At 62.6% G+C, this 13,020-nt stretch carries 13 protein-coding genes; 9 read left to right on the forward strand and 4 right to left on the reverse strand.

Annotated elements, in window-relative coordinates:
- Window positions 1-537, forward strand: a 537-nt coding sequence (locus Q1X90_RS03130) for a thiamine pyrophosphate-dependent enzyme (protein ID WP_300766464.1), incomplete at its 5' end; no start/stop codon positions are given.
- A gap of 19 nt (window positions 538-556) precedes the next feature.
- Complete coding sequence (gene ilvN / locus Q1X90_RS03135) at window positions 557-1,111, forward strand: acetolactate synthase small subunit (RefSeq protein ID WP_300766466.1); 555 nt, start codon at window positions 557-559, stop codon at window positions 1,109-1,111.
- 173 nt (window positions 1,112-1,284) lie between these two features.
- Here the strand turns inward: ilvN and Q1X90_RS03140 are convergent, their stop codons facing one another.
- Entirely contained in the window at window positions 1,285-3,354 is a 2,070-nt protein-coding gene (locus Q1X90_RS03140) for an ABC-F family ATP-binding cassette domain-containing protein (protein WP_300766468.1), read from the reverse strand.
- A gap of 84 nt (window positions 3,355-3,438) precedes the next feature.
- Window positions 3,439-4,161, reverse strand: a complete 723-nt coding sequence (locus Q1X90_RS03145; RefSeq protein WP_300766470.1) for a type 1 glutamine amidotransferase — start codon at window positions 4,159-4,161, stop codon at window positions 3,439-3,441.
- Between the two features lie 90 nt (window positions 4,162-4,251).
- Between Q1X90_RS03145 and cysS the strand changes: the two genes are divergently transcribed.
- The 7 genes from cysS to trmD all read left to right on the forward strand — a co-directional run bounded on the left by cysS (window position 4,252) and on the right by trmD (window position 11,158).
- Window positions 4,252-5,889 (forward strand): cysteine--tRNA ligase, encoded by a 1,638-nt coding sequence (gene cysS / locus Q1X90_RS03150; RefSeq protein ID WP_300766472.1) that lies wholly within the window; start codon window positions 4,252-4,254, stop codon window positions 5,887-5,889.
- A gap of 83 nt (window positions 5,890-5,972) precedes the next feature.
- Window positions 5,973-7,622: a signal recognition particle protein gene (gene ffh, locus Q1X90_RS03155; RefSeq protein ID WP_300766474.1), complete on the forward strand. Its 1,650-nt coding sequence runs from the start codon at window positions 5,973-5,975 to the stop codon at window positions 7,620-7,622.
- A gap of 15 nt (window positions 7,623-7,637) precedes the next feature.
- Window positions 7,638-8,789, forward strand: a complete 1,152-nt coding sequence (locus Q1X90_RS03160; protein ID WP_300766476.1) for an endonuclease/exonuclease/phosphatase family protein — start codon at window positions 7,638-7,640, stop codon at window positions 8,787-8,789.
- Window positions 8,790-8,922: 133 nt separating this feature from the next.
- Window positions 8,923-9,336: a 30S ribosomal protein S16 gene (gene rpsP, locus Q1X90_RS03165; protein ID WP_300766478.1), complete on the forward strand. Its 414-nt coding sequence runs from the start codon at window positions 8,923-8,925 to the stop codon at window positions 9,334-9,336.
- A 2-nt stretch (window positions 9,337-9,338) separates the two neighbouring features.
- The gene (locus Q1X90_RS03170) at window positions 9,339-9,572 is read left to right on the forward strand and encodes an RNA-binding protein (RefSeq protein ID WP_300766480.1); all 234 of its coding nucleotides are present in this window, start codon (window positions 9,339-9,341) and stop codon (window positions 9,570-9,572) included.
- A 9-nt stretch (window positions 9,573-9,581) separates the two neighbouring features.
- Entirely contained in the window at window positions 9,582-10,211 is a 630-nt protein-coding gene (gene rimM, locus Q1X90_RS03175; protein ID WP_300766482.1) for a ribosome maturation factor RimM, read from the forward strand.
- Window positions 10,212-10,219: 8 nt separating this feature from the next.
- Window positions 10,220-11,158: a tRNA (guanosine(37)-N1)-methyltransferase TrmD gene (gene trmD / locus Q1X90_RS03180; RefSeq protein ID WP_300766488.1), complete on the forward strand. Its 939-nt coding sequence runs from the start codon at window positions 10,220-10,222 to the stop codon at window positions 11,156-11,158.
- Here the strand turns inward: trmD and rsmD are convergent.
- Window positions 11,128-11,733, reverse strand: coding sequence for a 16S rRNA (guanine(966)-N(2))-methyltransferase RsmD (gene rsmD / locus Q1X90_RS03185; RefSeq protein ID WP_300766484.1), 606 nt, complete (start codon window positions 11,731-11,733; stop codon window positions 11,128-11,130). The two genes, trmD and rsmD, sit on opposite strands and share 31 nt — an antisense overlap.
- A gap of 8 nt (window positions 11,734-11,741) precedes the next feature.
- Window positions 11,742-13,020, reverse strand: a 1,279-nt coding sequence (locus Q1X90_RS03190) for a helicase-related protein (protein ID WP_300766486.1), incomplete at its 5' end; no start/stop codon positions are given.

Raw genomic sequence — 13,020 nt, forward strand, 5'->3', positions numbered from 1 at the left:
CTCGACCACACCCCGGTCAAAATCGCCATACTCAACAACTCCGTATATGGCATGGTGCGCCAGTGGCAGACGCTTTTCTATGAGCACCACTACTCTGGGACGAATCTTCTTGACGGAGAGGCCGACGACCCCATAGACACTTCAACCGGCTCCGCTGCGAACTCCGACGGCGATGCAGGCATCGACACGCAGGTGGGCATCGACGTTCCCGACTTCGTCACGCTCGCCAAAGCCTATGGCTGCGTCGGTCTGCGCGCACGGACTGAGCAGGAGGCCATCGACGCCATCACGAAGGCCAATTCGATCAACGACCGTCCGGTCATCGTCGATTTCCGGGTGTGGAAGGACGCGATGGTGTGGCCGATGGTATCGGCGGGGGCCTCCAACGACACTGTGGTCTACAAACCCGGAGTCACGCCGCTCGTCGGAGATCGCACATCAGGCGGGAACGATCGCGTGGAACGTGGTGCTCCAACCGGACGCCATGATTCCGCCACGGCAACCGAACAGCCGTTATCGGCCGAATCGTCACGCTGACGCGGAAGGGGACAACACAATGGCCAATTATCCAGCATCCCAGCCTGGTTCGCAGCGTCACACACTGTCCGTTCTCGTGGAGAACAGACCAGGCGTTCTGGCTCGCATAGCAGGACTTTTCGCCCGCCGGGCATTCAACATCAACTCGCTGTCCGTGTCTCCCACCGAACGGCCCGACATCTCACGTCTGACGGTTACCGCCGACGTGGAGGCCGTTCCTTTGGAGCAGATCATCAAACAGCTCAACAAACTGCTGCATGTCCTCAAAATCGTCGACCTCGACCCCGACACCACAGTTGAGCGCGAACTGGTCCTCATCAAGGTGGCGGCGAATCAATCGAACAGGTCCGACGTCCTTGAGATCGTGAGACTGTTCCGCGTGCGCGTGGTCGACGTTCATCCCGAGTCCCTCACCATCGAGGCGACGGGGGCCGAGGGAAAGATCGACGCGCTTCTCGGTCTTCTCGACCACTATGGCGTCATCGAGCTTGTCCGCTCCGGAGCGGTCGCGGTCAGCCGCGGCCCCCGGGCGCTCAGCGAAAAGGTCATGGGTTCCGAGATCACGGGGCGCTGACCGCATGACGATCATCGGACGTTGCAATCGGACGTTGCAGAAGGCGCCCGAACAATAAACAGACGTCGGGTGCGGAACGGCCGCCGGGTGCGGGCGGGGAGATCGTCCCCCTCCGCACCCGGCGGCCGTTCCGTCCGACAACAGCTGTTCCGAACAGACATATCCCAAGCGCGCTACTCGACGCGCGAGCCCAAGTCCATCCACTCGCTCTCCAACGCCGAGGATTCCTCGTCCACGGATCCCAGACTTTTGTTGAGAGCCGCCAGACCCTCGTAATCGCTGGGATCGTGCGAGGCCATCTCCTCCTCAAGATGTCCGCGTTCCTCCTCGAGTTTCGCCAACCTCCGCTCAATCGCGGACATGCGACGTTGCGCGTCATGGAACGCCTTTCCTGTGAGCTTGGACTCACCGTCGTCACCCACGGCATCATCGCCATGGTCGTCGTCGGAGGCGGATCCACGCGAGCCGGCGCCGACCGAGCGCCCAGACTCGCCATTCCCCTGCCGATGCTCGATCATCTCGAGATAGTCATCGACTCCACCGGGAAGATGACGGACCTTCCCGCCTATCAACGCATACTGATCGTCCGTGACGCGCTCGAGAAGATATCGATCATGGGACACCACAATCAGCGTTCCCGGCCAACTATCGAGCAGATCCTCCATCACGGCGAGCATATCGGTGTCAAGGTCGTTCCCCGGCTCATCCATAATCAGCACATTCGGCTCGTCAAGCAGAATCAGCAACAGCTGCATGCGCCTTTTCTGTCCTCCGGACAGATCGCCCACAGGAGTCATCAACTGGGCGGAGGAGAAACCGAGCCTCTCCATCAGCTGACCGACACCCACCTCCTTGCCATCGACGACATACGTGGGCTTGTATCTGCTGAGAACCTCGCTGATACGATAACGGGACAGCGCCTCCAACTCGTCGAGGCGTTGCGCCAGCACCGCGAATTTCACTGTTTTCCCGATTTTCACCCTGCCTACGGTGGGCCGAAGCGAACCGTCGAGCACACGGAGCAGCGTTGATTTACCGGCTCCGTTGGCCCCCACGATTCCAATCCGGTCACCTGGTCCGATAAGCCAGGTGACATCATCGAGAATCTTGCGCCCGGACACCACCACCTGTCGCGCGGCGGCCGTGGAAGACTCGTCGGAGCGGTCGTCCGCGTCCGAATCGGTGCCGCCGGAATCCATAGGCTTCGGGTCGACATCCACGGACACCGATCCAGTCACCACAGGCTCGGCGTATGGGGATGGAACCACATCCGTCTCCGGCGTGGCACCCTCGGAGGAGCTCTCTTTCGCCGCCGTCGCGGAATCGTTGGCCCGCGCGTCCACTCCTACGGGATATATCTGCGTGACGTCGACAAGATCGACGACCTGCTTGCCCAAACGCGCGGTCGCCATCTGCCTGAGCTCAAGGGTGTTGCGCATAGGAGGCACGTCGGAGATGAGATCACGCGCCTGTTTCACGTGGAACTTCTGTTTGGTGGCCCGGGCCCTCGCCCCGCGGGACAGCCACGCGAGCTCCTTGCGTGCGAGGTTCCTGCGCCGTTCCTCACGAACGCCCGCCTGACGATCCCTTTCGACCCGTTGAAGCATGTAGGCGCTGTATCCGCCCTCGAACGGATCGATTACACCATCATGGACCTCCCACATGGAGTCGCAGACCTCATCGAGGAACCACCGGTCGTGGGTGACGAGAAGCAACGCGCCCTGCCCCTGGGACCACCGGGTCCGGAGATGCTCAGCCAGCCAGTGGATGGTCAGAATGTCCAGATGGTTCGTCGGTTCGTCCAGAGCGAGGATGTCCCAGTCATGGAGAAGGAGGCGTGCCAGATCCGCGCGACGCCTCTGACCGCCGGACAAAGTGCCCACAGTGGCCTCCAAATCGATGCCTCCCAGCAACGCCTCGACGATCTCTCGCGATTTCGCGTCGGCGGCCCACTCGTAGTCCGCCCGACCCTCCAATGCGGCCTGACGCACGGTAAGACGGTCCTCCAACGGATCGCGCTGGTCAAGAACGCCAAAGGTCAATCCACCTCGTCGAGTCACTCTTCCCGAATCGGGCTGCTGCTCACCTGCAAGAAGCCGCAGCAGCGTTGACTTCCCATCGCCATTACGACCGACGATGCCGATCCTGTCTCCCTCGAACACACCCTGCGTCACGTCGGTGAAGACGGTTTTCGTGGCATAGGCCAGCGAGACATGTTCCAATCCCAAATCATATATCGGCATGATTCTTCAATCTAGACCCCGGCATGGAAGCGCGTATGGCGAAGGCGCGCGTCTTCGCGCGGAACGGAAGTCCCCATCCCGCTCCTACGACGCCAGACTGCGGGCATATGTGTCGCACCGCGCTGCGAACCCCGAGAACACCTGCTCGGCCAGCGGCATCAGCTGAGGATTGTCAACCGCAAAATCATCACGAATTTTGGAAATCCGGGATTTGCTCAGTTGCTTCGTCATCACCGGCTCATCAAGCCATTCCTCCAGCAAAGGGGGCGTGACCTCAAGATGGAACTGCATGCACAGGGCCGAGCCCATGCGGAACGCCTGATTCAGGGTGTCTTCGGAGCTGGCCAGCATCTGACCCCCCGCAGGCACCGTCACCTGATCACGATGCCAGTGAAGAACGTCGATCTTCTTATTCCACATGGAGAAGTAGTCGTGCTTGTCGACGCGCTTGATCGGCGCGAACCCTATCTCGTCACGATCGCCATGTCTGAGCTTCGCGCCGAGGGCGATGGCGACAATCTGGTGGCCCAGACACACGCCCAGAACAGGTTTGCCCACAGCAATCGCCGCCTTGGCCAGTTTTGCCTCGGCTTTGAGCCCTGGATGGGCATCATAGTCGAGGGCCCCCATCGGCCCTCCCATGATGACGAGTCCCGCCAGTGATGAGAAATCGGGAAGATCGGGTTTGCGCTCATCCACAACGGTCAGGGTCCGCGTGGGCATCATCGTGTCCTCAAGGCTCTCAAGTATGCGCCCCGGCTTCTCCCACGGAACATGCTGAATGATAAGCACTTCTGGAGATGTCATGACCTCCATTGTGGCATTGCCCAGGTTAACGCGCACGCCACGTGTCCTCCGACATGGATTTTGTCGCCCAAACCACCTACCCTCTGGGGTATGAACAAAGTCGAGGAACCGCGGAATTCCAGCACTTCCGAGCATCTCCCGCTCGCGAAGGCCGCCACAGGACTGACCTTGTACGACACCGCATCCCATCGGATGTCGCCGTTCGTTCCCATCGTCCCGGGACATGTGGGGATGTACGTGTGCGGAGCCACGGTACAAAGCTCCCCGCATATCGGGCATATCCGCGCGGCCGTCGCCTTCGACGTCGTCCGCCGCTGGATGCTGCGTCTTGGCTATGACGTCACCTTCGTGCGCAATGTCACCGACATCGACGACAAGATACTGGACAAGGCCGCCGCCGCCGGAGAACGGTGGTGGGCACGCGCATACCATTTCGAACGCGAATTCACACACGCCTATGACGCGCTGGGAGTCCTCTCCCCGACCGTGGAACCCCGCGCGACCGGACACATCCCCGAGATGGTCGAGCTCATCACGCGCATCGTCGACAGAGGGCACGGCTACGTCGTTCGGGACCCGCAGGGAACACCCACTGGGGATGTCTATTTCGATGTCGCCAGCTGGCCCCACTATGGCGAGCTCACCCATCAGAAGCAGGGAGCCACCGTCGACGAGGCCTCAGCCGTGACGGACCGCATGGGGCCGAGCGTCGATTCCACGGAGGAGGACAAATATAATCCCACCGATCCCTCGGACGCGTCCGAGGCGAAGCGCGACCCGCGCGACTTCGCGTTGTGGAAATCCTCCAAGTCCACCGACCCGTCGGACGCCCGATGGGAGACGCCCTTCGGCGAGGGCCGTCCCGGCTGGCATATCGAATGCTCGGCCATGAGCCACCGTTATCTGGGTGAGATGTTCGACATTCATGGCGGCGGGTTGGATCTGCGTTTCCCCCATCATGAGAACGAGATGGCCCAGACGCGCGCCGCCGGTTGGAACTCGGCCGCCCGTTGGATGCACTCGGCCTGGGTCACGGCCAAAGGCGAGAAGATGTCCAAATCCCTTGGAAACGGACTGTCCGTCCCCTCTGTTCTGTCACACAATCCCGCATGGGTGGTCCGCTACGCCCTTGGCTCCGTCCAATACCGGTCGATGCTCGAATGGTCCGATCAGGCTCTGGTGGAGGCCCAGGCCGCCCATACCCGTGTGATGAACTTCATCGACCGGGCCGAGACAATCATCGGCGAGCGCCCCACCCGCGAGGAGATCTCCGGCATAGGAGCCGACGCGCTTCCCGACGATTTCGTCGAGGCGATGAATGACGACGTAAACGTCTCGGGAGCCACGGCCGCGATATTCACGGCCATCCGCAACGGTAACGCGATGATGTCCGATCAGCGGTGCCATGCGGCGGCTTCCACCATCCGCGAGTCCGTACGCACGGCCATGGTGTCGGTTCGTGCCATGCTTGACACATTGGGACTTGACCCCCTTGCCCAGCCCTGGGCCGGCGAGGATTCGGCTGACGGTAATGCGGCGAAGGCCTTGGATTCTTTGGTGCGGACCCAGCTCGACAGACGCTCCAAAGCCCGTTCCGCCCGTGATTTCGCCACGGCCGACGCCATCCGCAACGACCTCGGCAACGCAGGAATCGACATCGAGGACGGTCCCCATGGATCGTCCTGGAGCCTGTCCATTCCGACTGCGGAGCCGTCGGAACAGGACTGAGAGACAGCACACACCACCCATGAGTCCGCGCCTCTCCCCGTGGACGCGCGACACGGCCGGACTCGGCTAGACTTGAGGACATTATGGCAGCATTCAGTTCTTTAACCGACAGGCTTTCCTCAGCGTTCCGTCATCTTCGCAGCAAGGGACGTCTCACCGACGCCGACATCGACGGCACCATCCGCGAGATTCGCCGTGCCCTGCTCGACGCCGATGTGGCGCTGGAGGTGATGCGCCCGTTCGTGGCGCGTATCCGCGAACGCGCGCTCAGCGAGGAGGTCTCGCAGGCACTCAATCCGGCCCAGCAGGTCGTGAGAATCGTCAATGAGGAACTCACGGGAATCCTTGGCGCGGGCGTGGACCGTCCCCTGAACATCGCCAAGAACCCTCCAACCGTCATCATGCTCGCAGGACTTCAAGGAGCAGGCAAGACGACTTTGGCCGGCAAGCTGGGATACTGGCTACGCGATGCCGGCCACACCCCGATTCTCGTGGCGGCCGACCTTCAGAGGCCCAACGCCGTCACGCAGCTCCAAGTGGTGGGTGAGCGCGCCGGAGTGCCGGTCTATGCGCCCGAGAAGGGCGTTCAGGCGGACGGAGGAGAGGCCGTCGCGTCGCCGGGAATGACCTCGGGCGATCCCGTCAAGGTGGCCCGCGATGCGGTGGAACTCGCCCGCACCAAGCTTTACGACACGGTTATCATCGACACCGCCGGACGGCTTGGCGTCGACGAGGATCTGATGCGGCAGGCGCGGGACATCCGCGACGCAGTCCATCCGGACGAGATCCTCTTCGTCATCGACGCGATGATCGGTCAGGATGCCGTGCGCACGGCCGAGGCCTTCGACAGGGGTGTCGACTTCACAGGCGTCGTGCTCTCCAAGCTGGACGGTGACGCACGTGGCGGCGCGGCTCTGTCCGTAGCGAGCGTCACCGGCAAGCCCATTCTGTTCGCCTCCACGGGAGAGGGCCTCAAGGATTTCGAGGTCTTCCACCCCGACCGCATGGCGTCGCGCATTCTCGACATGGGCGATATCCTCACACTCATCGAGCAGGCTCAGCGCCAGTTCGATGAGGAGGAGGCCCGCAAGGCGACCCGGAAGATGTCCGAGGGGACCTTCGGTCTGGATGATTTCATGGATCAGCTGGAGCAGGTGCGCAAGCTCGGCTCAATGAAAAGCCTTCTGGGAATGATTCCCGGCATGGCCCAGCATCGACGGGAGTTGGAGCAGTTCGACGAGAAGGAGATCGACCGCACGCAGGCAATCATCCGCTCGATGACCCCCGAGGAACGACGCAATCCGGACATCATCGACGGATCACGCCGCGCCCGAATCGCCTATGGCGCGGGAACAACCGTGTCGGCGGTGAACGGCCTCCTCCAACGCTTCGAGCAGGCCGCGACCATGATGAAACGCATGGCCAACCGTGGAATGAACGGCGCGATCCCTGGTTTCGGCGGGCCCGGCGCCAAGAAGAACCGCAAGGGCAAGTCCAACAAATCCAAGAAAAAGGGTGGATCGAAATCCGGCAATCCGATGAAGCGCGAGGCGGAGGAGAAGGCCCTGCGCGACCGGCTTTCGCAGGAACCGGCCACAGGCGGATCGGCCTTCTCGAAGAAACCGCAGAATCCGGCACTGCCACAAGGATTGGATGAGCTGATCGGCTCCAATGGGGCACCGGATCTGCCTCCCAACCTCGGCGGCGGATTGTCGGGCCTTCTGGGGCGATAGCCGGTATCCGTCCCCATGCCCGACATCACGTGGATAACGCCCGTAGCGGTCGTGCTACTGCTATGGGCTCTTCTTCGTATGCTTCCCGCCGGAGCCGACGGTCGCGCACCCCTCCCGTATCTCATATCGTTGGGGCACCTGCTGTGGATTCCTCTGGTCATCGTGGCGATTGTGGCCTTGGCATCGGATGATGTCGTCTCCGCAGTCATGGCAACAACCGCGGCCGCGGCCATAGGGGGCATCTCACTGAGGACCTATCATCCGCGTCATCAGCGCGCTCACCCGTCAGTGGGCGGAACCGCCATCGAGCAATGGGCACGACCGCGTTCCGCCACGCCCCATGCCCCCGCGTCCGGCGCCCCCGCGTCCGGCGCCACCCTCACAGTGATGACACTGAACTGCCGCACAGGCCGGGTCGACGCCCACAGCGTGGTACAGGCCGTCCAGGAACGTGAGGTGGATGTCCTCGCGTTGCAGGAGCTCACCGTCGAAGCCGTGGCCGCTCTGAAGGACGCCGGAATGGACGATATCCTCCCCTTCCATCAGCTTGGAGGACAACACCCGGACGACAATGGCGGATTCAACGCGATATGGTCCGCGCAGAAGCCCGTAGGAGCATGCGCCGACACCGTCTCCATTCCGGCGGCTGAAGCTCCCTCCCTGTCCCTGCGACTGGGTCCATCCATCGTGAGATTCGTTTCGGCGCACACAAAATCGCCACAACGCGGATGCCGCGAATGGTCACAGGGCATCATCGGCCTAGGCGCTTTGGCATCGGATGGATTCGCCGACCATCAGACGCATCCGGCAACGGCGGACACGACAACCATGCGAATGGACACAGTTCTGATGGGAGACCTCAATTCAAGCCCCGACCATCCCAGCTTCCGGGCCCTCCTAGCCCAGGGATTCCACGACGCGGGGCTCTCGCTCGCGCATGGTCCGGTCGCCAGCTTCCCCTCGTGGGCGCTCTGGCCCCGCATCGACATCGACCACATCCTTTTCACCGAAGGAATCCAATCCACAGCCTCCACGTCGTTCACCGTTCCGGGCACCGACCATCTCGCGGTCTGCGCGACGCTGCTCATCGAAACGGGAACGTCTTCCCCCGGTTCATGTCGTGTGAATCCCCTCGACAGCCCCGGCTTGGCATTATCCGGCCGCTGAGCTATACTTTTCCAGTTATTTCGCTGGTCCGGGGCCCTCTCATTCCCGTGTCCCGCGAGGAACGCGTTGGTTCGAGGCATCATGCCCCACATGGAGCCGACAACCAACAAACACAGCACCAAGGAGAGCCATTTTGGCAACCAAGATTCGTCTCAAGCGCATGGGCAAGAAGTTCTACGCCTTCTACCGTGTGGTCATCAGCGACTCACGCAACAAGCGCGGCGGCAAGTCCATTGAAGAGATCGGCCTGTACGATCCGAACAGGCAGCCTTCCCTCATCCAGATCGATTCGGAGCGCGCCCAGTACTGGCTTGGCGTTGGAGCACAGCCGACCGAATCGGTTCTGCGTCTTCTCACCATCACCGGTGATTGGCAGAAGTTCAAGGGACTTGAGGGTGCCGAGGGCACACTGAAGACCCCCGAGAACGGACCGGACGCGGCAGCCCGTGTCGAGGCCGTCGAAGCTCAGGCGCAGAAGCTCAAGGCCGCGCACTCGGCAGGTGCCGCGAAGAACGCAGCGACACCCGAGCAGAGTCAGGCTGAGTGATCATGCTTGCCGAAGCCGTTGGACACCTCATCAGGAACATCGTGGATTTCCCCGACGACGTGTCCGTGAAATCATATGAGAACCCTCGCGGCGAGCTTCTGCGCGTCCGTGTCAACCCCGAGGACATAGGCCGCGTCATTGGGCGCAACGGTCGCACGGCCAACGCCATTCGCGCCGTCATCCAAGCGCTGTCCGACCACAGTGTCCGCGTGGACATCATGGATGTACGGCGGTGATTCGGTAGCGTGGCACATCAACAACACGCCGACGACCCTCAGCATGATCTGCTGAGGGTCTGTCGTATCGGACGCGCCCAAGGTCTCAAAGGCGAGGTCACCATCCAAAGCTTCACCTCGGAGCCCGCCGCCCGATTCGCGCCCGGATCCGAACTCATCGACGACGAGGGTCATGTTCTGACAATCGACAATTCGCGCACTTTCCGCGATCATTGGATACTGCATTTCACAGGGGTCAACACACGTGAGGGAGCCGAGGCGCTCAACGGAACCCAGTTGTTCGCCCATCCCGATCCGCCGGAGCAACTTGCCGACGAGGATGCCTTCTATCCCCGTGATCTGATCGGCATGACCGTCATCCCCGCCGCGGGAAACTCACTGGGCCTCGCCGCCGACATGACCATCGGAACGGTTGTCGATGTCACGGACGCCACGGCCCAGGCTCTTCTGACGGTTCGTCTACGCAAGCCCGTCAATGGCCAGCGCACGGCTCTCGTGCCCTTCGTCGAGCGGATCGTTCCCGATGTGGACGTTGAGGCCGGCATCATGAGCATCGATCCTCCGGGCGGGCTGATTCCCGGATTGGGCGAGGACGCCGAGGAGGATGATTCGGATGAGGAAGGGGCTCGCAACGCATGAGCTTCCGCATGACCATCGACATCGTGTCGGTGTTCCCCGACTACTTCGACGTCGTCAATCTCAGCCTTATGGGAAAAGCCCGGGAAAACGGCCTTCTGACGGTTAACGCGCACGACCTGCGCGATTGGACGCACGACGTCCATCATTCCGTTGACGACACCCCCGTCGGCGGTGGCGCCGGAATGGTGATGAGGCCCGAGGTCTGGGCATCATGTCTGGATGATCTGCTGGGTTTGGAGCAGGATGACCACGCGCGGGCGGTGGCGCCCGCGGAAATGGAGACGGCCGGGCCGGAGACGGCCCAGGTGGAGCTTCCCGGAACGGAACCAGCCGCGACCACGGTCACAACGCCTGTGGTGATCCTTCCCAATCCCTCGGCACCCCTGTTCACGCAGAGGGAGGCCACCGAGCTATCCCACGCGGAGCATCTGGTCTTCGGATGCGGGCGATACGAGGGGTACGACGCCAGAATTCCGGAGTACTACCGCGCGCGGGGTGTGGATGTGCGCGAATACTCCATCGGTGATTACGTCCTTAACGGCGGCGAGGTCGCCGTGGCCGTGATGATGGAGGCCATCGTGCGGCTCCTCCCCGGGTTCATGGGCAACCCCGATTCCATCGTGGAGGAATCCTACACAGGACGTGAGGCTCTTCTCGAGCATCGCCAATACACCAAACCGGCCTTATGGCGTGGCTTGGAGGTTCCCTCCGTCCTTCTCAGCGGCGACCACGGACGCGTCGACAGATACCGGCGGGACGAGGCGCTGGCGCGAACCAGCCGTATCCGGCCCGATCTGATCGAGCGGCTGAGCTGCGGGGACCTCGACAAGAAGGACAAGGCCACGCTTCGCGATCTGGGATGGGACGTGTCGTCTGAACATCCGCGGCATGGCGGCCAATCACGGGAGACACGCGCTCAACGTTCCAACGATGACGTGATCTCGTAGTACAGAACCTCGGTCTCCCCATAGGTCCTCCGGTCGACTAGGGACCACCGGGGGTCCTCCCTAGGATCCCGGGACCGCGCGGACCTCTCCATGACGACGATGCCCTCCGGCGGGAGCATCCTCTGGTCGGAGAGGACCCCCAATATCTCCTCGCACCCCTCCGTGGGATGGTCATAGGGCGGATCGGCGAAAACGACATCGAAACACTCCGATGCCGCCGAGCGCAGATAACGGTACACGCTCATCTTTACGGTTCTCACATCGACGTGCGCGGATCCGTCCCCACGAATGCGCATCCTGTCCGCCACACGTTGGATGGCGGTGGTGGCGGCAGACGAGGAATCCACCGCCACCAGACTTGCCGCGCCCCTGGAAAGCGCTTCGAATCCCAAGGCTCCCGTGCCCGCGAACAGATCGAGGACGCGCGATCCCTCAAGCATGTTCCATGCCTCAAGACGCGAGAACACGGCCTCCTTGGTTCTATCCGTGGTCGGTCGGGTCCCGGAGGGGGCCGACGCCAATGGGGTGCCTTTGAACCGTCCGGCGATCACATGCATGGCCACCACTGTAGCCATCCGGGACGTCATGCGCCCAGCAGCGCCGTCTCACTGCCACGGGACACGTCCACCACCGCGCCAGCCAAGTGGATATGCGATTCCAGATCGGGGTCGTCGTGAAGAATCCTCTCGGCGTCGGCCCGAGCCTCCCTGATCACGGATGCGTCGGCCACGACACGCAGAAGCTTGAAACCTGACCTCAACCCGGATTGAGCATCACCCAGTACATCCCCCGCGCCACGCAGCTCAAGATCGGCGGCAGCGATGCGGGCTCCGTCCATCGTCGTGCGAACCACCTCAAGCCGCTGCTGGGCGATGCTTCCCGGTTCGGCGCGCGACACCAAAAAAGCCCACGCGTCCGTTCCTCCACGCCCAACGCGGCCACGCAACTGATGCAGCTGCGACAGCCCAAATCGGTCAGCGTCGAAAACGACGACGCAGCTTGCCTGAGGAACATCCACGCCCACCTCGACCACCGTCGTGGACACCAGAACCGGCGTCTTCCCCGAGGCGAACCGAGCCATCACCTCGTCCTTGGTGGCGTCGTCGTCCCGCCCCGTCAACGTCGCGATGGGAATTCCCGCGAACTGGGGAAGTGCGGCAAGACGGCCGGCCATCTGCCTAACCGCGTGAAGTGGAGGACGGGGCGCTTCACCGTTCTCCTCCCCATCACCGATGGCTGAGGGAACCCGAACCTCCTCGAAGCCATCATCATCCATGACGTCCAAACCCCCGGCGGCACCAGAGACCCCGACTCCATCGCCCCCTCCGGAACCGTCTGATTTCCCAACGCCCACGTGACGACCATCAGGCACGCTGCCGTCGGAATCATCGGAGTCGATTCGCGGACAGATGATGTACGCCCGCTCCCCGGCCTCGACGCGCGCACGAATATGGGCGAACATCCTACCCATCATGGGGGCGTCCTCCTCGGGGACGACCACCGTATTCACCGGTCTGCGCCCATGCGGAAGCTCTGTGAGCTCGGATACGTCCAGATCCCCGAACCAAGTCATCGCCGCCGTGCGGGGAATCGGCGTGGCCGTCATCACCAACAGATGCGGACGACGGCCATCCGCGTCCCGGCTGAGAGACCCCCGTTGCTCCACACCGAATCGGTGCTGTTCGTCTATCACGACGATGGCGACGTCCGGCGCTTGGAACGACCGCGAGAACACCGCATGCGTGGCGACGATCAGCGCCGGCTCCCCCGACGCCACGGCGGCGAGCACACGCCGCCTCAGCGCCAGCCTCATACCGCCCGTGACGAGGTGCAGTGGCACGTGCAATCCCGCGGCTGCCATC

Origin of the sequence: uncultured Bifidobacterium sp. (assembly GCF_949292005.1) — a bacterium.
In the GTDB taxonomy this organism is placed as follows: domain Bacteria; phylum Actinomycetota; class Actinomycetes; order Actinomycetales; family Bifidobacteriaceae; genus Bifidobacterium.